This window comes from Actinoallomurus vinaceus (assembly GCF_039542055.1).
Lineage (GTDB): Bacteria > Actinomycetota > Actinomycetes > Streptosporangiales > Streptosporangiaceae > Actinoallomurus > Actinoallomurus vinaceus.
The window spans coordinates 1-19,730 of record NZ_BAABHK010000009.1 but is presented as its reverse complement, the minus strand read 5'-3'; the positions used below and the strand labels follow the sequence as shown (position 1 = coordinate 19,730).

The following is a 19,730-nucleotide window of genomic DNA, read 5'->3' as shown; positions in this document are numbered from 1 at the left end:
CGGCGCGGACGGGCCCCGTCACGGGGCCGTGCGCGTACGCGGGTGGCGGTCTCGTGCGCCGGCGTGTCAGATGCCGCGGCCGCGGGCGTGCAGGGTCAGTAGAACTCGCTTGCCCGAGACCACGCCGGAGGCGACGGCGAGCGCGAACGGCACCCGGCGCTCCTTCCAGTTGGCCCGCACCGCCCGTCCGGCCCAGCGGACCGCCTCCCGGCGCCGGCCGATCGTGGCGCAGCCGAACGCGATCTGCCCGTACACGCGCCCGGCGGCGGCCGGGGAGCGGCCGATCTCGGGATACCGGTCGAGGAACCACCGCAGGGCCTCGACCTTCGTCTCCCAGGCCTGCGCGTAGTACGAGGTCTGGCCGAAGAGCACGCGGACGTACGGATGGTCGACGTTGACGATCGGATGCCGCCGGGCGGCGCGCAGCGCGAGGTCCCAGTCCTCGCCCTGGCCGCCGGGGATCGTCTCGTCGACCATGCCGATGTCGATCAGCGCCTCGCGCCGCGCCACGTACGTCGAGGAGTGCACGCTCATCACCCGGTCGCCGACGAGGTCGTCGAAGCGGACCCGGTCGGTGCCGGCGAGCCGGGGCATCGCCCGGCCGTCGAAGTCGACCAGGATGCCGCAGCTGCAGAGGACCGCCTCGGGCTCGGCCTGAAGGGCGGCGACCTGGGCGGCGAGCTTGCCGGGCAGCCACACGTCGTCGTCGTCGCAGGAGGCCACGAGGTCGGTGTCGAGCGCGAGGATGCCGGTGTTGCGGCTGCCGGGGAGCCCCGGCGTACGGGTGTTGGCGAGCACCTCGACGTGGTCCCCCGCCAGGCTCCGATCGGGCGTCGCCCGGTCGTACACGACGACGACGCGGACCGGCCCGTCGTACTCCTGGGCGAGCACCGACTCCACCGCGCGGCGCAGCAACTCGGGACGGTTGTGAGTGGGGATCACCACTCCGACGGAGGGCAGCACCCGGAAAGGGTACAGATCTAGTCTGTCGCGCAGTAACCGTTCCATCCGGAAAGGCGATTTCCATGGCTCCGAGAATTGCGACCGCCGAGCGTGTCGACCGGGACGCCCTGCTGGAGTTCCTGCGCCCGCGGCATCACGGGCTGCTGGCGGCCGTACGGTTGAGCGGCCGGCCCCAACTGTCCCCCGTCACCTGCGGCGTCGACGGCGAGGGACGAATCGTGATCTCCACCTATCCCGAGCGGGCCAAGGCGCGGAACCTGCGCCGGGACGAGCGGGTGTCGATCTGTGTGCTGTCCGACGACTGGGACGGGCCGTACGTCCAGGTCGACGGGCGTGCCGAGGTGCTCGACATGCCCGAGGCGGTGGAGGGGCTCGTCGAGTACTACCGCTGCATCGCCGGTGAGCATCCCGACTGGGACGAGTACCGGGAGGCGATGCGGCGGCAGGACAAGTCGCTCATCCGCATCCACATCGAGGCGTGGGGTCCGATCGCGACCGGCGGCTTTCCGCCCGGCCACAGCGCCTGAGGTGAGCTGATCGCCGCCCGGCCACCAGGCCTGAGCGTACGGGCCCGGCTCCCCAGGGGGACCGGGCCCGTACGTCCTAGCGGTTCTCCATGATCATGCCGGCGGCGACCGTGGCGTTGGTGGCCTCGTCGATGAGGATGAACCCGCCGGTGGCGCGGTTGCGGGCGTAGTCGTCGGCGAACAACGGCTGGGTGACGCGCAGGCTGACCCGGCCGATCTCGTTCAGCTGCAGCCGGTCGGCGTCCTCGTGGCGGTGCAGCGTGTTGACGTCGAGCCGGTAGTGCAGGTCCTTGATCATCGCCTTGGCCGTACGGGTGGTGTGCTTGATGATCAGTTTGCCGCGCGGCACGAGCGGCCGCTCGTCGGACATCCAGCAGACCATCGCGTCGACGTCCTGGGTGACCTGCGGCCGGTTGTGCGGCCGGCAGATCATGTCGCCCCGGGAGATGTCGATGTCGTCCTCCAGCAGGAGCGTCACCGACATCGGCGGGAACGCCTCGTCCACCGGCCCGTCGGCGGTGTCGATGCGCTTGATCCGCGTGGTCAGCCCGGACGGCAGGTGCATTACCTCGTCGCCCGGCTTGAGCACGCCGCCCGAGACCTGGCCCGCGTAGCCGCGGTAGTCGTGCAGCTCCGCGTCGGTGGACTTGTTCGGGCGGATGACGTACTGCACCGGGAACCGCACGTCGATGAGGTTGCGGTCGGAGGCGATGTGGACGTTCTCCAGGTGGTGCAGCAGCGACGGGCCGTCGTACCACGTCATGTTGGCCGACCGCTCGACGACGTTGTCGCCGTGCAGGGCCGAGATCGGGATGAACGTCAGGTCGCTGACGGACAGCTTGGCCGCGAACGACGTGAACTCGTCCTTGATCCGCTCGAACGTCGCCTCGTCGTAGTCGACGAGGTCCATCTTGTTGACCGCCAGCACGAGGTGCGGCACCCGCAGCAGCGTCGTCAGGAACGCGTGCCGGCGCGACTGCTCCAGGATGCCCTTGCGCGCGTCGATCAGGACGATCGCCAGGTCGGCGGTCGAGGCGCCGGTCACCATGTTCCGGGTGTACTGGATGTGCCCGGGGGTGTCGGCGATGATGAACTTCCGCCGCGGCGTGGCGAAGTAGCGGTAGGCGACGTCGATCGTGATGCCCTGCTCGCGCTCGGCGCGCAGGCCGTCGGTCAGCAGGGCGAGGTTGGTGTAGTCCTCGCCCCGGTCCCGGCTGGTGCGCTCGACGGCCTCGAGCTGGTCCTCGAAGATCGACTTGGAGTCGAAGAGCAGGCGCCCGATGAGGGTGGACTTGCCGTCGTCGACCGAGCCGGCGGTGGCGAGCCGCAGAATGTCCATGCTCATCAGAAGTAGCCCTCCCGCTTGCGATCCTCCATGGCGGCCTCGCTGGTGCGGTCGTCGGCGCGGGTCTGGCCGCGCTCGGTGATCCGCGTGGCCGCGATCTCGGCGATGACGTCGCCCAGCGTGACCGCCGTCGACTCGACGGCGCCCGTGCAGCTCATGTCGCCGACCGTGCGGTAGCGGACCATCGCCTCGAAGGCCGGCTCGTCGTCGCCCCGGTTGGAGTACGGACTGTCGGCGAGCAGCATGCCGTCGCGCTCGAAGACGGTGCGGGTGTGCGCGAAGTAGATGGAGGGGATCTCCAGGCCCTCCGTCTGGAGGTAGTCCCAGATGTCCAGCTCGGTCCAGTTCGACAGCGGGAACACCCGGACGTGCTCGCCCTGGCGGATCCGCGTGTTGTACAGGTTCCACAGCTCGGGCCGCTGGTTCTTGGGGTCCCACTGGCCGAAGTCGTCGCGGAAGGAGACGACGCGCTCCTTGGCGCGGGCCTTCTCCTCGTCGCGGCGGGCGCCACCGAACGCCGCGTCGAAGCGGTGCTCTTCGATGGCGTCGAGCAGTGTGGTGGTCTGCAGGCGGTTCCGGCTGGCCCGCCGGCCGGTCTCCTCGACGACACGCCCCTTGTCGATGGACTCCTGGACGGAGGCGATCACCAGGCGGACGCCGAGCTCGGCGACGCGGCGGTCCCGGTACTCGATGACCTCCGGGAAGTTGTGCCCCGTGTCGACGTGCATGACGGGGAAGGGGATCGGCGCCGGCCAGAAGGCCTTCTCGGCGAGACGCAGCATGACGATGCTGTCCTTGCCGCCGGAGAAGAGCAGGACGGGCCGTTCGAACTCGGCCGCGACCTCCCGGATGATGTGGATCGATTCGGATTCCAGGACGCCCAGCTGGGACGTCCGGTAGTCACGGGTGTCAGCGGTAGTGCGCTGCATGTGGAGCCGCTCCCGGGTTCGCTTACGAGACCGCCCGGATGCCGGCGAGCAGCGTCGGCGCCAGATCCGGGTGGCAGACCAGGATATCCGGGAGGAGAGTGTCCTCATTGTTGTAGGTCAGTGGTGACCCGTCGATGCGGGAGGTATGGGCACCCGCGGCGTGGGCGACCGCGACCGGCGCGGCGGAGTCCCATTCGTACTGACCGCCCGCGTGCACGTAGGCGTCGACGTCGCCGAGGATCATCGCGGCGACCTTCGCGCCGGCCGATCCGATGGTGACCAATTCCACGTCCGCGTCGAGTGCCTCGAGCAGCCGGTCGAGGAACGCCGGCGGGCGGCTGCGGCTGACGGTGAGGCGGATGCGTGACGGATCATTCAGCGGGCGCGGCGACGGCGGCTCCGCGGTGGAGAGGGTCCGCCCCTGGGCGGGCAGTGCGACGGCGCCGGCGGTGAGCCGCCCGGTCCCGTCCGTATCCCGCTCCCAGAGGGCGACGTGGACGGCCCAGTCGGCCCGTCCCTCCTCGCCGTACTCGCGGGTTCCGTCGAGCGGATCGATGATCCACAGGCGGTCGGCGTCGAGGCGGCCGAGGTCGTCCTTGCCCTCCTCGCTGAGGATCGCGTCACCGGGGCGCTGCCGGGCGAGCGCCTCCGTCAGGTAGACGTGCGACTCCCGGTCACCGGTGTCGCGGAGGGTCTTGATGTCGGCGAAGCCGGACGCGGCGCGGAGGCGCAGCAGGAGCGCTCCCGCCTCGGTGGCCAGGTCCCGGGCGAGGGCGTGGTCGTCGTGGGTCACGTACTTCTCTCTACACGTCAGTAGGCCCCGGAGCCGTGCAACACGGCGGCCCAGGTCTTCCACAGGATCTGCAGGTCGAGTGTCAAGAACCAGTTCTCGACGTAACGCAGATCGAGGCGTACGGATTCCTCCCATGTCAGATCCGCCCGGCCGCTCACCTGCCACAGACCGGTCATACCCGGCCGTACGACGAGGCGGCGGCGCACGTCGTCGCCGTACTGGGCGACCTCCTCGGGCAGCGGCGGACGGGGGCCGACCAGCGACATGTCGCCCCAGATCACGTTGAACAGCTGCGGCAGCTCGTCGAGGGAGTAGCGCCGCAGCCAGGCCCCGATCCGGGTGATCCGCGGATCATTCTTGATCTTGAACAGGACCCCGTCGTGGTCGTTGTGCTTCAGCAGCTCGGCCTTGCGCCGCTCGGCGTCGACGACCATCGTGCGGAACTTCAGCACGGTGAACTCGCGGCCGTCCCGGCCGACCCTCGTCTGGCGGAAGAACGCCGGGCCGTGGCTCTCCAGCCGGATGGCGATCGCGATCGCGGCCAGAAGCGGCCACAGGACGATCAGCGCCGCGCAGGCGACGGTGCGGTCGAACGCGCTCTTGGCGAGCCGGCGGACGCCCGTCAGTTCGGGGTGTTCGACGTGCAGGAGCGGTAGCCCGGCGACCGGGCGGATGGAGGTACGCGGGCCGGCGACCTCCATGAGCGCGGGCGCGACGACGAGGTCGACGTCGTCCTTCTCCAGTTGCCAGGCGAGGCGGCGCAGGACCACGCCGTCCAGTTCGGGACAGGCCAGGACGGCGACGGTGTCCGCCTGCGCGGTCTCGACGATGCCGGCGATCCCGGCGAAGTCGCCGGCGACCCGGACGCCCTCGATCTCGTGAACCGCGTCGTCTCCGGAGGCGAGCATCGGGGGAAGGCAGGCGGCGACGATCTCCATGCCGTGGTGGGTCTCGCGGCGCAGCTGCTTGACCAGGTCGGCCACTGCCGCCCGGTGACCGGCGGCCACGACGCGGCGCATGCACTCGCCGGCCTTCCGCCGGTGGTGCAGCCGCTTGCGCAGCTGGTAGCGCCCGGCCAGCCCGAACGCCGTCGAGAGCGGCAGCGCCACGATGACGTACCCGCGGGCGACGTCGATCTTGGTGGCGTACGCGGCGATCGCGACCGTCGCGGTCAGCGAGAATCCGGCCTGGATGATCCGGCGGAACTCCTCGGAACCGACGCCGAACAGCCGCTGCTCGTACGCGCGTCCCACGCCGAGCACGCCCGTCCACAGGAAGGGCAGGCCGAGGCTCAGCCCGATGTACGGCGTGCTCCAGGGGTCGCCGAAGGTGGGGTAGCGGAATCGGGCGACGAACGCGATCAGGCCTGCGAACAGGGCGGCGAAGAAGTCGACACAGAACGCCTGCCGCGCGTACCCGGACGCCCAGGAGTCGGCCTGCGAACGGCTGTTGTGGGCGGCCTGGGCCTCCGGCCACGCCTTTCCGACGACCGCCATCTCACCCCTCGCCGAGGTAAACACACGGGACTCTGCTGCATCAGGACGCCTCGTGGACACCAGAGGTTCACACGTTCCGCCGCTTACCGCCCTCCGCGTCCTGTCGGTGACAGTCCGTACCGAATTGCGGCATTTCCGCCATCGGGGGGCTGAAAGGCGCTGCATTCCGGATGCCTACACCCGGCACGATAGAGACCCAGAGTGCACAGAGTGATGGAAACCACGCTTTGCGCGGCAGTCGACTACGCAGCGGTGCGAAAGACCTTCTATGCGGTGTGAAAGACGTTCTGCGCGCGTTCCAGGCCGTCGGTGAACAGCGCCTCCGTGGCGTCGGCGGCGCGTTCGGCGTTCAGGTCGAGCTCCTTGCGCTCGGTCGCCGAGAAGTCGCGCAGCACGAAGGCCGCGGCGTCCATGCGCCCCGGCGGGCGGCCGATGCCGAACCTCACCCGGAGATAGTCAGGGCCACCGAGCGCCTTGGTGATCGAGCGCAGTCCGTTGTGGCCGTTGTCGCCGCCACCGCGTTTCAGGCGCAGCGTGCCGTACGGGATGTCGAGTTCGTCGTGGACGACGACGACGCGCTCGAGCGGCACCTTGTAGAAGTCGCGCAGCGCCTTCACCGGGCCCCCGGACTCGTTCATGTACGACCGGGGCTTCGCGAGCACCACCCGGACGCCCGCGAGACGGCCCTCAACGACCTCGGCGCGCGCCTTGTGCGCCTTGAACCGCCCGCCCATCCGCGCCGCCAGCACGTCGAGGACCATGAAGCCGGCATTGTGCCGGTTACCGGCGTACTGCGGACCGGGGTTGCCGAGCCCGACGAGGAGCCACGGCTCGTTCGCGCCACTCATGGCCGCACTCCCGTCCGCCATCACCGACCACCCTCCGACATACGTCAAAGCCCGCGGAATGGGCCGTCGGGCCTGTCCGACGCCCATTACACACGGGCTCTGGGCGCCCCGGGGCAGGGGCGCTCATACACACTGAACGACGGCGCCCGGCGGACCGCTGGGCGCCGTTCCGTACGGGAGCGGCCGTGAAGCCGCCCCATCGGTGGTGGCGCGAGCACGCCACACCGTGGGCGGACGCCTGCCGCCCGGGCACGCCCGGCGGCTGGACGGGCGTCCGACACCCGAACGCGCCGGGCACCTGGACGTTCGTCCATCCGGGTACCCGGACGGGCGTCCGGCGCCTGGACGGCGCTGTTACTCCTCGCCGCCCTGCTCGGCCTCGGCCGGGGCGGCCTCGGCGGCGGGCGCCTCGCCCTCGCCGGTGGTCGCCGCCTCGATCTGCTCGGCCGTCGGCGCCGCCACGACGTGCAGGACCAGCGCCTCCTCGTCGGCGCCGAGCGTCGAGCCCGCCGGCAGCTTGAGGTCCTTGGCGAGGACCTGAGTGCCGACCTCCAGGCCCTGGACGTCGACCACGACCGCCTCGGGGAGGTGGGTCGCCTCGGCCTCGAGGGCGATCTGCACGAGCTGCTGGTCGAGCATGCCGCCCGGCGCGATCTCGCCGGTCACCTGCACGGGGACCTCAACGGTGACCTTCTCGCCGCGCTTCACGACGAGCAGGTCGACGTGCTCGAGGAAGCCCTTGAGCGGGTCGCGCTGGACGTCCTTCGGGAGCGCGAGCTCGGCACCGTCCCCGAGGCCCTCCACGCGCAGCAGCACGTTGGGGGTCTTGAGGGCGAGCATCAGCTCGTGGCCGGGCAGCGTGATGTGCTTCGGGTCGGTGCCGTGACCGTACAGAACGGCGGGCACCTTGCCGGCCCTGCGAGCGCGCCGTGCGGGGCCCTTACCGAATTCGGTGCGGGGCTCGGCGGCAATGCGTACCTCGGACACGGCGAAAACTCCTCGCTGAAATGAAGCTTGTCAGTACAAAGTCGGCGCGCGTGGCGTCGAAGATCATCGGTGCTCCTCGCGGGCCGGGCTCAGATTGGGCGAGCCCTTGGACGCAGCGTCGGACGCACACGGTCTCCCAAGTTTAGCCGATCGAAGTTCCGGTTCGTGCCGAGGGCCGGATTCTCAGCTGTGGCCGCCGAAGAGGCTGGTCACCGAGCCGTCGCTGAACACCTCACTGATCGCCCGCGCCAGCAGCGGCGCGATCGACAGCACGGTCAGCTTGTCGAACCGCTTGTTGTCCGGGATCGGCAGGGTGTTGGTGAGAACGACCTCGGAGATCCGGGAGTTCTTCAGCCGGTCGACGGCGGGCCCGGACAGCACGCCGTGCGTGGCGGCCACCACGACGCGCTCCGCGCCCTCCTCGAACAGCGCGTCGGCCGCCTTCACGATCGTGCCACCGGTGTCGATCATGTCGTCGACGACGACACAGGTGCGGCCGGCGACCTCACCGACGACGTCGAACACCTTCACCTCGTTCGCGACCTCCGGGTCGCGCCGCTTGTGGATGATCGCCATCGGGCAGCCGCCGAGCTCGTCGCTCCAGCGCTCCGCGACGCGCACCCGCCCGGCGTCCGGGGCGACCACCGTCACCTGCTTGGCGTCGAGCTTGGACTTGATGTAGCTCGTGAGGATCGGCAGGGCGAACAGGTGATCCACCGGGCCGTCGAAGAAGCCCTGGATCTGCGCGGTGTGCAGATCGACGGCCATGAGCCGGTCCGCGCCTGCGGTCTTGAACAGGTCCGCCATCAGGCGCGCGGAGATCGGCTCCCGGCCGCGGTGCTTCTTGTCCTGCCGCGCGTAGCCGAAGAACGGCGCGACGACCGTGATCCGTTTGGCCGACGCCCGTTTGAGCGCGTCGACCATGATCAGGTGCTCCATGATCCACTGATTGATCGGGGCGGTGTGGCTCTGCAGCACGAACGCGTCGGAGCCGCGCACCGACTCGTTGAACCGCACGAACGTCTCACCGTTGGCGAAGTCGTACGCCGACGTGGGCGTCGGCTCCACGCCGAGGGCCTCTGCCACCTCTTCGGCCAGTTCGGGGTATGCCCGGCCGGAGAAGAGCATCAGTTTCTTCTCGCCCGTCGCCTTCATCCCTGTCACCCGTACCGTCCCCTTACTCGCTGTCCTGGCCGTCCTGCTCGCGGGCTCGACGCGCCGCTTCGGCCGAAGGGGTGCCGGCGCGCTTGCGCTCGACCCACCCCTCGACGTTGCGCTGCCGCCCGCGGGCGACCGCCATCGCGCCCGGCGGCACGTCGTTCGTGATCACCGAACCGGCCGCGGTGTACGCGCCGTCGCCGATCGTGACGGGAGCGACGATCATGTTGTCGCTGCCGACCTTGACGTGGTCGCCGACGACGCTGCGGCTCTTGGTGACGCCGTCGTAGTTCACGAAGACGCAGGCGGCGCCGATGTTGGAGCCCTCACCGATCTCCGCGTCGCCGACGTAGGTCAGGTGCGGGACCTTGCTGCCCTCACCGACCACGGCGTTCTTGGTCTCGACGTACGTGCCGATCTTGGCCTTGCGGGCGAGCCTGGTGCCCGGCCGCAGGTAGGCGAAGGGGCCGACGCTGACCTCCGGGCCGATCTCGGCGGAGACGCACACGGCGTTGACCACCACGGCGTCCTCGCCGACCGAGGTGTCGGTCAGCGTGGAGTTCGGGCCGATCCGCGCGCCCGCCGACACGTGGGTGGCGCCGCGCAGCTGGGTGTTGGGCTCGATGATCACGTCGGGCTCGAGCGTCGCCTGGACGTCGATCCAGGTGGACATCGGGTCGACGATCGTCACGCCGGCGCGCATGTGCGCCTCGAGGATCCGGTCGTTCAGCTGGCGCCGTGCCTGGGCGAGCTGGACCCGGTCGTTGACGCCCTGGGTCTCGACCCAGTCGGCCGCCTTGTACGCGCCGGCCCGGTGGCCGTCCCCGCGGAGGATCGCGACGACGTCGGTGAGGTACTCCTCGCCGCTGGCGTTGTCGGTGGTGACCCGGCCCAGCGCGTCCGCCAGGAGCTTTCCGTCGAAGGCGTACATGCCGACGTTGATCTCGTTGATGGCCCGCTGGTCGGGGCCCGCGTCCTTGTGCTCCACGATCGCGGCGACCTCGCCGCCGGGCCCCCGGACGATCCGGCCGTACCCGGTCGGGTCGGGGATGTCGGTGCTCAGCACCGTGGCGGCGTTGCCCTCGGTCTCGTGGACCCGTACGAGCTCGGCCAGGGTCTCGCCGCGCAGCAGCGGGTGGTCGCCGTTGGTGACGACGACCGTGCCGGTCAGCGCGCCGACCGTCTCGAGGACGACCCGCACTGCGTGACCGGTGCCGTTCTGCTGTTCCTGGGTCACGGCGACCGCGTCGGGGGCGACCTCCGCGAGGTGCTCGACGACCTTGTCCCGGCCGTGCCCGACGACGACCACGAGGCGTTCGGGCCGTAGGTCGCGGGCTGCGGCGAGGACGTGCCCGACCAGGCTGCGTCCGCCCAGTTCGTGCAGGACCTTCGGGGTGGTGCGGGACTTCATCCGGGTGCCCTCGCCTGCGGCGAGGACGATGACGGCTGCGGGGCGGCTCATGGTCACGCGACCACCTCACCGGACGGTTCGGTGATCTGGGTGTGACATGGCATCGCCCGGTGGCTCGCTCCGCTCACTGGAGGAGGCTCCTCGGCGTCGCTGACAGGTTCGAGTCGGGTCACGGACGCCTGGGGAGGCCTCCGGTGAGGGTCGCGGCCTGCGATGAGGCGGGGTCGCAGGGCCGTTACCCGCCCGACACCCGAAGGATACCGCCCGCGTCGGCGCCCCGTGCGCCCCGGTCCGGTCGGCGCGTGGGTGAAGCCCAGGTCAGCGCGATGGTACGGCCCCGTCGAGGGGCCCGAGGAGTGGGCTCCGGCGTCTGGACTCGAACCAGAAATAAAGGGACCAAAACCCTCCGTGATGCCGATTTCACCACGCCGGATCGCCGTGGCGACATTCCTGCCGCCGGGCATCCCTAACGATAGCGGCTGCCCCGCCGGACGGCGCGCCGGTTTCGATCACGAAGAGTCGCCACACCGGAACCCGGGCTATCCCGGCGAATCGCCCACGTCGTAGATGTCGCCGTGGGGGCCGAATGGCGACCTGCCGGCTGGCGACCCTCGTGTGACTCGCGCGACATGTTTGCGGGAATGCTGCCGGGTATCTACCTAACTTACGCCGCCGTAGGTTACGGTTGCGTAGCCGTAAGTTTCCCGTTGGGCAGGAGGAAGCCGCATGACCGTAGCCCCGTCCGCGCCACCCCGATCGCAGGTCCGACCCGACCTCGAAGCGAAGCCCAAGGGCATTTTCGAACGCGTCCTGCTGGCCGTCTTCATCGTCGTTCCGCTCCTCGCCGTCGTCGCGGCCGTGCCGTTCGCCTGGGGCTGGGGTCTCGGCTGGACCGATGTGGCGATCACCGTCCTCATGTACACGATCACCGGCATGGGAGTGACGGTCGGTTACCACCGCCTCTTCACCCACAAGTCGTTCAAGGCCAAGCGCCCCTTGCGCATCGTGCTGGCCCTCGCCGGCAGCCTCTCGATCGAGATGAGCGTGATCGACTGGGTGGCCACGCACCGCCGCCACCACAAGTACTCCGACAAGGAGGGCGACCCGCACTCGCCGTGGCGCTTCGGCGGCGACTGGAAGGCACTCAGCAAGGGCCTGATCTGGGCGCACATGGGCTGGCTGTTCGACGCCGGCCGCACTTCGCCCGCGAAGTTCTGCCCCGACCTGGTCGCCGACAAGGACATCAACCGCATCAGCAGGGTGTTCCCCGGCCTCGTCGCCGTCTCGATGCTGGTCCCGGCGCTTCTCGGCGGGCTGCTCACGATGTCCTGGTGGGGCGCGCTGACCGCCTTCTTCTGGGGCTCGCTGGTCCGCGTCGCCCTGCTGCACCACGTCACCTGGTCCATCAACTCGATCTGCCACGTGATGGGCGACGAGGCGTTCGACTCACGGGACAAGGCCCGTAACGTCTGGTGGCTGGCGATCCCGTCCTTCGGCGAGTCCTGGCACAACCTGCACCACGCGGACCCGACCTGCGCCCGCCACGGCGTGCTGAAAGGCCAGATCGACATCAGCGCCCGGACCATCTGGGTCTTCGAAAAGCTCGGCTGGGTATCCGACGTCCGTTGGCCGAACGCCCAACGGCTCGCCGCAAAGCGGATATCGTAAGCGAAACTAATCAGTCTCACACGGCGCCGCCTGCGGTCGGGAGTCCAGGGCCGCCAGGGAAGAGCAGGCAGTGAGCGTAGCCAACGATTCGGCCGCTACCGCAACAATTGAGGACGTGAGCGAACCTCCACGGTCACGCCGGAAGCGCATGACCGGAAAAGAACGACGCGAGCAACTGCTCGACATCGGCCGGACACTCTTCGCCGAACGCGGATTCGACGGCACCTCCATCGAGGAGATCGCCAGCGTGGCGGGAGTGTCCAAGCCGGTGGTGTACGAGCACTTCGGCGGCAAGGAGGGGCTGTACGCGGTCGTCGTCGACCGCGAGATGGCGCGACTGCTCGACCTGATCACCAAGGCCCTGGTCGGCGGGCACCCCCGGCAGAAGATCGAACGCGCCGCGCTCGCCCTCCTCGAGTACATCGAGGACAGCAGCAAGGGTTTCCGCATCCTCGTCCGCGACTCGCACGCCGCCTCGGCCACGGGCACGTTCGCCAGCCTGCTCAGCGACATCGCCAATCAGGTCGAGCACATCCTCGGGGACGAGTTCAAGGAGAAGGGCTTCGATCCCAAGGCGGCCCCGCTGTACGCCCAGGCGCTCATCGGGATGGTCGCCATGACCGGCACCTACTGGCTGGACGTGCGCAAGCCCAAGCGCGAGGAGGTCGCCGCCCACCTGGTGAACCTCGCGTGGAACGGGCTGTCCGGCCTCGAACCGAAGCCGTACCTGACGACGGACCACAAGGCCCGCCAGAAGGACCTGAAGGCCCGGGCCAAGGAAGCCGCCAAGGAGGCGAAGGAGCACGCCCGCGCCGCCCGCCGGAACGGCGTGGACCCCGGATCCCTCTGATCAGGCGTCTCCCCTCACTTTATGTAGCCGTTCTGTCACACCCGTCTCCTATGGTCGTACCCGACCAAACGACGATGACGGGCTCGCGCCCGTCCGCGGATCCACGCCCTCATGGGGGCGATCCGCCGTCGGCGGATCCAGGAGGTGGGCAGTGCGATACCGATCCGGTGGTTCCGATCGAGGCCGCGCCGGGCGAAGGCGCGTCGGCGGGGAGACCGGGCGCGCGGCGGCGTTCCGGCGAGCGCACGCCGCGGCCGACACACAGGGCGACATCTGCGCGATGCGGCTGACCGAGAGCCTGCAGGACGCCGTGCTGGCGCTCGACACCCAGCCGGCCGGCTTCGACGACGCGGTGCGCAAGGCGGACCATGTGGAGGAGCTGCGGCGGATCCTCGGCATCCTGCTCGACGTCCTCGCCGACTGGGAGATGCTCGCCGACCGCGAGGCCCGCGGCCCGTGACACCGACCCCGCATGCGACACCTGGGACGGACCCGCTGACCCGAGGGCGAGCGGACCGCTCAGCCGAGGCCCGGCGGACCGTTCAGCCCAGAGCCCGGCGGACTGCCCGTGACGCCGACGCGGCGACCCCGCACGCGACACCCGGGACGGACCCGCTGACCCGAGGGCGAGCGGACCACTCAGCCGAGGCCCGGCTGGACCGCCCGTGACATCGGCGCGGCGACCCCACACGCGACACCCGGGACGGACCCGCCGACCCGAGGACAGGCGGACCGCTCAGGCGAGGGCTGGCGATCCGCTCAGCCGAGGGCCGGGGGTCCGCTCGCCCGGGCGCGGAGGAGCTCAGACCGCCTCGACCGGCTGGAGGAATTCCAAGCGGTTGCCGACGGGATCCTCCACGTAGAAGCGCCGGTATCCGGGCAGCAGGCAGTCGCGGACGACGCGGTGGCCGGCGGCCCGGAGCCGGGCGGCCAGGGCCTCCAGATCGCGGACGAGGATCCCCGGATGGGCCTTTCTCGCGGGCCGGAAGCCGACCTCGACCCCGATGTGGATCTCGATGCCCGGCGCGCGGAACCACGCTCCGCCCCGCGCGGCCAGCTCCACCGGTTTGGAGACCTCGGTCAGCCCGAGCGTGTCGGCGTAGAACTCCCGCATCCGTCCTTCCGTGCCCGGGGGCGCGGCGAGCTGCACGTGGTGAACTCCGATGAGGAGGCTCAACGTCGTCTCCCTCCCACCCGTGGCCCCGAGGAGGACACCGGCGATGCTGGTCTCTTGATGTCAAGACGGATAATCCGGCGTGGATATCTCGACGTCAAGACAGGTAAGGTGATCGGTTGTGGAGGACGAGGTAGACCGGCTGATCGAGGCCTGGCACGCGGAGCGCCCGGACCTCGATGTCGAGCCGCTGCACGTCCTCAGCCGTGTCTCCCGGCTCGCCCGGCACCTCGACCGCGCCCGCCGGGCGGTCTTCGCCGCGCACGGCATGGAGTCGTGGGAGTTCGACGTGCTGACCGCGCTACGCCGCGCCGGCTCGCCGTACGAACTGAGTCCCGGCCGGCTGCTCCGGGCGACCCTGGTCACCTCCGGCACGATGACCAACCGGATCGACCGGCTCGAGTCCGCTGGCCTCGTTCGCCGGAGCCCCGACCCGCAGGACAAGCGCGGCGTGCTCGTCCGGCTGACCGACGCCGGCCGCACGCGGGTCGACGCCGCGTTCGCCGACCTCGTGGACCGCGAACGCGAACTCCTGGGCTCCCTCAGCCCCGGGGACCGCCGCACGCTCGCGAGCCTTCTGCGCTCGCTCCTGGTCCCCTTCGACACCGATCCGGCCGCCTGACCGGGAGACCTCTCCCCTGACCGCCGCGGCCGTGCCCGGTCGCCCCGGCACGCCGCCCCACCCCAGGCACGCCACCCGACCCGGGCAGGCCGCCCGTATCCCCGGATGGAGGGCACGCAGTCGCCGCCCGAGCTCCTTTTGTTCGACCGCACCGCGGATTGGCCCGATCCGGCCACGGCCTCAGAATCGGCGAACTCAAGTTGATCTTGAGACATCACATCCGGACGTCCATCAAGATCAACAAGGAGAAGATGATGCGACGCTTCATCGCTGCGGCCGTCACCGCCGCAGCCGTGGCGGTTCCCGTCGCCGCCGTCGGCGGCAGCGCGGAGGCCGCCACCCGGCACCACATGACGGTCGTCGGCCCGAACGCCTCCAGCGCGTACCCCAAGTGGTACTTCCAGGGTGAGGGGAACGCGTCGGGGGTGTACCTGGTCGTCAAGGCCGGCGCCTACACCACCGTCAAGGACAGGCTGAAGCCCGTCCAGGGTGTGGTCCTGTGCCTGCAGCACAAGCTCAAGAAGGGCAGCGCCAAACAGCCCTGGACGGCCGTCAAGGGAGTCAAGTGCAAGAAGACTGACAAGAACGGCAACGTGACCCTGAAGCTCAAGTACCCGCCGGACCGGGACTGGTACTACCGGGTCCACCACGCCAAGTCGGCGCACTACGTGACGGCGGACAGCAAGAAGATCTACCCCGACTTCAAGGGATAGCCGGAGCCGGTCGCTGCGCGCGGCCGATTCCTGATCCTGACCGGGGATGATCGGTCACCGGGGCCGGTCGCCATCGGGCGACCGGCCCTCGGCGTCCTCGGCGTTCGGCTCAGATGAGCGGCTCCTGGCCGCCGTCGTAGACGAGGAGCCCGTCGTCGCGGACACGGGCACCCGGCGCGGGAGTGTGCGGCACGAGCCGTCCGTCGTGCATGAGGTGATCGACCGAAACGCCCCTGACCAGCACCAGGTAGTCGGCGATCAACCGCCGGTGGCAGCGCCACCAGACGCTCTCGCTGCACATCACGGCCTGCCGCCGGTCCTCCCGCAGCAACTCGCCGATCGCCGCGCCGAACTCCGCACCCCGCATGTGAGCGGCGTATCCGCGGAACATCTCCTCCCGCCAGAAGACGTCGGGAGAGTCGGCGGGCGGCCGCCGGAAGCCGCCGAGACGCTTGTCCCACCGGTAGTCGATCCCGTGCTCCGGCAGCCATCGCTCCAGCTCGTGCCGCGCCACGTGCGGATTGCGCCGGCTCCCGGGCGCCGTACGCACGTCGACGAGCAGCGCGACGCCCGCGCCCGCCAGGAGTTCGGCGATCCGGTCCTGCGACGCGGTACCGTGCCCGAACGTGAGCACGCTCACCGGCGCAGGGCCGCCTCGATGGCCGCGCCGGCGGCAAGCAGCCGCTCCTCTCCGCCCATCGGCCCGACGAGCTGCAGCGAGGCGGTCGGCTCGCCGCCGCCCACCGGGACGGGCAGGGCGAGGGCGGGGTGACCGGACAGGCTGAAGGGAAGCGTCAGCCGCGTCAGGTCGACGCCGCGCTCAGCGCCGATCCGGGGCGGCGGCTGCGGGATCGTGGGCAGCGCGAGCACCGGGTACCGCCCGAGGAGCTTGTCGAAGAGATCGCGGGTCGTGCCGCGCGTGGCGTACGCCTCGTCGAGCATGCCGTCGGTGATCGGCTCGCCGCGTTCGATGCGCCGGCGGATCCGGGCGCTCATCCGGTCCGAGTAGGCGAGCAGCCCGCGATGGACGCGGTACCCCTCCCCGAGGATCAGCGTGTCGCCGGCGGAGCACGCCGCCGCCCAGCCGTCGACGGGCTCGTCGACGAACGCCAGGCCCGCGGCGCGCAGTGCCGCGTCGACGGCGACGTCGAGGGCAGGCGCGACGGCCACACCGCCGGGACGCAGGCGCCCGACCGCGGCTCCGTCCTCGATGGAGTACGACTCCGGCACGAACCCGGGCTCGATCAGCCGCATGCCCAGTGCGACCGCCGCGACGTCGCGGCCGAGCGGGCCGACCGTGTCCAGCGACGACGCGAGCGGGAAGACGCCCTTGAGCGACACCCGCCCGTGCGTGGTCTTCAGGCCGACGACGCCGCAGCACGCCGCGGGAATGCGGATCGATCCGGCCGTGTCGGTGCCGAGCGCGACATCGGCCTCGTCCGTCGCGACGGCCACCGCCGACCCGCTGGACGAGCCACCCGGCACGCGCCGGGGATCCAGCGGGTTCACCGGGACGCCCGTCCAGGGGTTGATGCCGTCGGCGGCCCGGCACAGCTCGGTGAGGTTCGTCTTGCCGACGATCCGGGCGCCCTGCGCGCGGGCGGCGGCGACGCACGGGGCGTCCACCTCGGCCGGCTTCGCCCGGTCCCCGATGACGGGACAGCCCGCCGTGGTCGGCAGGCCCGCGACGTCGATGGCATCCTTGACCGCGAGCCGCGGGCCGTCCCCGGGCGCCTCTGTCCGGAGCAGCCACGTCGTCACGGTCGACCTCTCCGGATCACTCTGGCCAGGGTCACGGGATCATCATGCCCGCCCCACCGCCGATCCGACAGAGCGCCGGCCTCCTCAGGACGCCCGTTCGTCGCGGTGAGCCGGTCCAGGCCCGGAGGACCGCGGACAGCGCCGCACAACGGTCATTGGTCGCCGGCGGGTGCCGCCTACACCTCGTCGGCGAGTACGAGCCACTGCTCCTCGGTCTCCTCGCGCTCGGCGCGTACGCTCTTCAGCTCCGCGTCGAGTTCGAGCAGTTTCTCGTGGTCGGTGGCGTGCGTGGCCATCAGCTCGTGCAGCTCCGCCTCGCGCGCACCGAGCTTCTCGATCCGGCGTTCGAGCCGGTCGAGCTCCTTCTTCGCCTGCCAGGAGTTCTTGGCCGGCTTCGGCTCGGCGGCCCGTACGGGCGGGGGCTCCGGCGTCGAACGGTGGCGCCGGTCGAGGTACTCGTCGACCCCGCCGGGCAGCAGCGACAGCCCGCCGTCGCCCAGCAACGCGAGGACGTGGTCGCTGACCCGCTCCAGGAAGTACCGGTCGTGGCTGACCAGCATCAACGACCCCGGCCATCCGTCGAGCAGGTCCTCCAGCTCGGTCAGCGTCTCGATGTCCAGGTCGTTGGTGGGCTCGTCCAGGAGGAGGACGTTCGGCTCGGCCATGAGCAGCCGCAGCAGCTGCAGGCGCCGCCGCTCCCCACCGGACAGATCGCCCACCGGAGTCCACTGCGCGTCGCTCCGGAACCCGAAGCGCTCCAGCATCTGACCGGCGGAGAACTCCTTCTTCCCCAGCGTGATCCGGCGCTTGATCTCCTCGACCGACTCCAGGACGCGAAGGCCCGGGTCGAGCTCGATCAGCTCCTGCGACAGGTGCGCGAGCTGCACGGTCTTCCCCCGGACGACGCGCCCGGCGGACGGCGCCACCGTGCCCTCCAGCAGCCGCAGCAGCGTCGTCTTCCCGCTACCGTTGACGCCGACGATCCCGACCCGATCCCCCGGACCGAGCTGCCACGTCAGGTGCTCGAAGAGCGCACGATCGCCGACGCGCACGGTGACGTCCTCGACGTCGTACACGGTCTTGCCGAGCCGCGCCGTCGCGAACCGGACGAGCTCCACGGTGTCGCGGGCCGGCGGCTCGTTCGCGATCAGCGCGTTCGCCGCATCGACGCGGAACTTCGGCTTCGACGTACGGGCCTGCGGCCCCCGGCGCAGCCAGGCCAGCTCCTTGCGGAGGAGGTTCTGCCGCTTCTCCTCGGTCGACGCGGCGATCCGCGCCCGCTCGGCCTTCGCCAGAACGTACGCGGAGTAGCCGCCCTCATACCGGTGCACCTGCCCGTCGGCCACCTCCCACGTACGCTCGGTCACCGCGTCCAGGAACCACCGGTCGTGGGTGACGACGATCAGCGTGCGATCCTTCAGGTGCCCGGCGAGCCAGGCGATCGCCTCGATGTCGAGGTGGTTGGTGGGCTCGTCCAGGATCAGCAGGTCGGTCTCCGGGACAAGCAGCCGGGCCAGTGACATCCGCCGGCGCTCCCCACCGGACATCCCCGCGATCGGGTCGTCCAGCGAGACCTCCGGCAGCAGCCCGGCCAGGATGTCGCGGGCACGGGCGTCACTCGCCCACTCGTGCTCGGCTCGATCACCGAACACCACCGAGCGCACGGTCGCATCGTCGGGAAACTCGTCCCGCTGCGTGAGGAACCCCAGGCGCAGCCCTCGCGTGTGCGTCACCCGCCCGCCGTCAGGCTCGACCCGGCCGGCGAGCAGGGAGACGAGCGTGCTCTTCCCGTCACCGTTGCGCCCAACGACGCCGATCCGGTCACCGGCGGACACACCGAGGGAGACATCGTCGAGCAGAGGAGCCGGCCCGTACGCCTTGCTCAGACCTTCAACATTGATCAGATTCACGACGCCACCAAGGGTAGTGGCATCCGTCCGTTGGCCGCCCCGCTTGTGAAGGGCGCCGCACACCGGCTCAAGGTCATCAGCGGCACCCTGGCCGCGGCGTGTGGCAGCGCCTGCGGTGGATCTCCGTCTCAGGGTGCGGCCACGTTCAGTGTCTTCACCAGGAAGCGGGTGGGGTCGGCGGCCTGCCGGATGGTGCCGTCCGTGTCGACGTAGTCATATCGGTCGAGGTAGTGGCACCCGGTCTCCTGATAGCCCAGCCGCAGGTACAACGCGGCCGCGGCAAGGTTGTCGTCGTTGACCCCGAGACCGATCACGCAGTGACCACGTTCCCGGACTCGGGCCTCGGCGGCGCGGATCAGCTTCGTCCCGATCCCTAGGTGTTCTGTCTCGTGAGGTTGGGGACGCGGCTGGCGGGTGGCTGGCCTTTCAGCGCGGTGTGTCCGCGGTCGTGATTGTAGGCATGTAGCCAGTCGGGGAAGGCCTGGCGTCGTTCGGTTTCGGTTCGGTAGGGGCGGGCGTAGGCCCATTCTTCGAGCAGGGTGCGGTTGAAGCGTTCGACTTTGCCGTTGGTCTGA

21 protein-coding genes are annotated in these 19,730 nt (G+C 70.4%); 6 read left to right on the top strand and 15 right to left on the bottom strand.

The genetic code is table 11. The annotated features are described in order from the left end of the window. Positions 1–66 precede the first annotated feature (66 nt). A complete protein-coding gene (locus tag ABEA24_RS29040; RefSeq protein ID WP_345434333.1) occupies positions 67–963 on the bottom strand; it encodes a glycosyltransferase family 2 protein in 897 nt (298 codons plus the stop codon). Between the two features lie 62 nt (positions 964–1,025). Here ABEA24_RS29040 and ABEA24_RS29035 point away from each other — a divergent pair, with 62 nt between their 5' ends. After that, positions 1,026–1,490, top strand: a complete 465-nt coding sequence (locus ABEA24_RS29035; RefSeq protein WP_345434332.1) for a PPOX class F420-dependent oxidoreductase — start codon at positions 1,026–1,028, stop codon at positions 1,488–1,490. Between the two features lie 76 nt (positions 1,491–1,566). Here the strand turns inward: ABEA24_RS29035 and cysN are convergent, their stop codons facing one another. The 8 genes from cysN to glmU all read right to left on the bottom strand — a co-directional run bounded on the left by cysN (position 1,567) and on the right by glmU (position 10,514). Next, the gene (gene cysN, locus ABEA24_RS29030; RefSeq protein WP_345434331.1) at positions 1,567–2,835 is read right to left on the bottom strand and encodes a sulfate adenylyltransferase subunit CysN; all 1,269 of its coding nucleotides are present in this window, start codon (positions 2,833–2,835) and stop codon (positions 1,567–1,569) included. After that, a complete protein-coding gene (gene cysD / locus ABEA24_RS29025) occupies positions 2,835–3,764 on the bottom strand; it encodes a sulfate adenylyltransferase subunit CysD (RefSeq protein ID WP_345434330.1) in 930 nt (309 codons plus the stop codon). The genes cysN and cysD overlap by 1 nt, the downstream gene beginning before the upstream one ends. Before the next feature lie 22 nt (positions 3,765–3,786). Further along, the gene (locus ABEA24_RS29020; RefSeq protein ID WP_345434329.1) at positions 3,787–4,557 is read right to left on the bottom strand and encodes a 3'(2'),5'-bisphosphate nucleotidase CysQ; all 771 of its coding nucleotides are present in this window, start codon (positions 4,555–4,557) and stop codon (positions 3,787–3,789) included. 17 nt (positions 4,558–4,574) lie between these two features. Further along, entirely contained in the window at positions 4,575–6,053 is a 1,479-nt protein-coding gene (locus ABEA24_RS29015) for a sugar transferase (RefSeq protein WP_345434328.1), read from the bottom strand. A gap of 266 nt (positions 6,054–6,319) precedes the next feature. Continuing rightward, entirely contained in the window at positions 6,320–6,901 is a 582-nt protein-coding gene (gene pth, locus ABEA24_RS29010) for an aminoacyl-tRNA hydrolase (RefSeq protein WP_345434327.1), read from the bottom strand. A 354-nt stretch (positions 6,902–7,255) separates the two neighbouring features. Next, positions 7,256–7,888 (bottom strand): 50S ribosomal protein L25/general stress protein Ctc, encoded by a 633-nt coding sequence (locus tag ABEA24_RS29005; RefSeq protein ID WP_345434326.1) that lies wholly within the window; start codon positions 7,886–7,888, stop codon positions 7,256–7,258. 183 nt (positions 7,889–8,071) lie between these two features. After that, entirely contained in the window at positions 8,072–9,052 is a 981-nt protein-coding gene (locus tag ABEA24_RS29000; RefSeq protein WP_345434325.1) for a ribose-phosphate diphosphokinase, read from the bottom strand. Between the two features lie 13 nt (positions 9,053–9,065). After that, positions 9,066–10,514, bottom strand: coding sequence for a bifunctional UDP-N-acetylglucosamine diphosphorylase/glucosamine-1-phosphate N-acetyltransferase GlmU (gene glmU, locus ABEA24_RS28995; RefSeq protein ID WP_345434324.1), 1,449 nt, complete (start codon positions 10,512–10,514; stop codon positions 9,066–9,068). 669 nt (positions 10,515–11,183) lie between these two features. On the opposite strand from glmU, the gene ABEA24_RS28990 reads away from it, so the two are divergent. The 3 genes from ABEA24_RS28990 to ABEA24_RS28980 all read left to right on the top strand — a co-directional run bounded on the left by ABEA24_RS28990 (position 11,184) and on the right by ABEA24_RS28980 (position 13,435). Then, complete coding sequence (locus tag ABEA24_RS28990; protein WP_345434323.1) at positions 11,184–12,125, top strand: acyl-CoA desaturase; 942 nt, start codon at positions 11,184–11,186, stop codon at positions 12,123–12,125. 148 nt (positions 12,126–12,273) lie between these two features. After that, positions 12,274–12,975, top strand: a complete 702-nt coding sequence (locus ABEA24_RS28985) for a TetR/AcrR family transcriptional regulator (protein WP_425551251.1) — start codon at positions 12,274–12,276, stop codon at positions 12,973–12,975. A gap of 151 nt (positions 12,976–13,126) precedes the next feature. After that, entirely contained in the window at positions 13,127–13,435 is a 309-nt protein-coding gene (locus tag ABEA24_RS28980) for a hypothetical protein (RefSeq protein WP_345434322.1), read from the top strand. Positions 13,436–13,777: 342 nt separating this feature from the next. Here ABEA24_RS28980 and ABEA24_RS28975 read toward each other — a convergent pair whose 3' ends face one another. Next, the gene (locus tag ABEA24_RS28975) at positions 13,778–14,152 is read right to left on the bottom strand and encodes a VOC family protein (protein ID WP_345434321.1); all 375 of its coding nucleotides are present in this window, start codon (positions 14,150–14,152) and stop codon (positions 13,778–13,780) included. Positions 14,153–14,270: 118 nt separating this feature from the next. On the opposite strand from ABEA24_RS28975, the gene ABEA24_RS28970 reads away from it, so the two are divergent. Next, on the top strand, positions 14,271–14,771 hold the full coding sequence (locus ABEA24_RS28970) for a MarR family winged helix-turn-helix transcriptional regulator (protein WP_345434320.1): 501 nt from the start codon (positions 14,271–14,273) through the stop codon (positions 14,769–14,771). Between the two features lie 254 nt (positions 14,772–15,025). Further along, the gene (locus ABEA24_RS28965) at positions 15,026–15,484 is read left to right on the top strand and encodes a hypothetical protein (RefSeq protein ID WP_345434319.1); all 459 of its coding nucleotides are present in this window, start codon (positions 15,026–15,028) and stop codon (positions 15,482–15,484) included. A gap of 109 nt (positions 15,485–15,593) precedes the next feature. On the opposite strand, the gene ABEA24_RS28960 is transcribed toward ABEA24_RS28965, so the two are convergent. The 5 genes from ABEA24_RS28960 to ABEA24_RS28940 form a co-directional block, all read right to left on the bottom strand. Then, positions 15,594–16,124 (bottom strand): DUF488 domain-containing protein, encoded by a 531-nt coding sequence (locus ABEA24_RS28960; RefSeq protein WP_345434318.1) that lies wholly within the window; start codon positions 16,122–16,124, stop codon positions 15,594–15,596. Beyond that, positions 16,121–17,245: an amidase gene (locus ABEA24_RS28955; RefSeq protein ID WP_345434317.1), complete on the bottom strand. Its 1,125-nt coding sequence runs from the start codon at positions 17,243–17,245 to the stop codon at positions 16,121–16,123. Before ABEA24_RS28955 ends, ABEA24_RS28960 begins: the two co-directional genes overlap by 4 nt. Positions 17,246–17,421: 176 nt before the next feature. Next, positions 17,422–19,155, bottom strand: a complete 1,734-nt coding sequence (locus ABEA24_RS28950) for an ABC-F family ATP-binding cassette domain-containing protein (protein WP_345434316.1) — start codon at positions 19,153–19,155, stop codon at positions 17,422–17,424. 128 nt (positions 19,156–19,283) lie between these two features. Then, on the bottom strand, positions 19,284–19,511 hold the full coding sequence (locus ABEA24_RS28945) for a hypothetical protein (protein ID WP_345434799.1): 228 nt from the start codon (positions 19,509–19,511) through the stop codon (positions 19,284–19,286). Between the two features lie 17 nt (positions 19,512–19,528). Then, positions 19,529–19,730: integrase core domain-containing protein (locus ABEA24_RS28940; RefSeq protein WP_345434315.1), on the bottom strand; the 202-nt coding region annotated here is incomplete at its 5' end.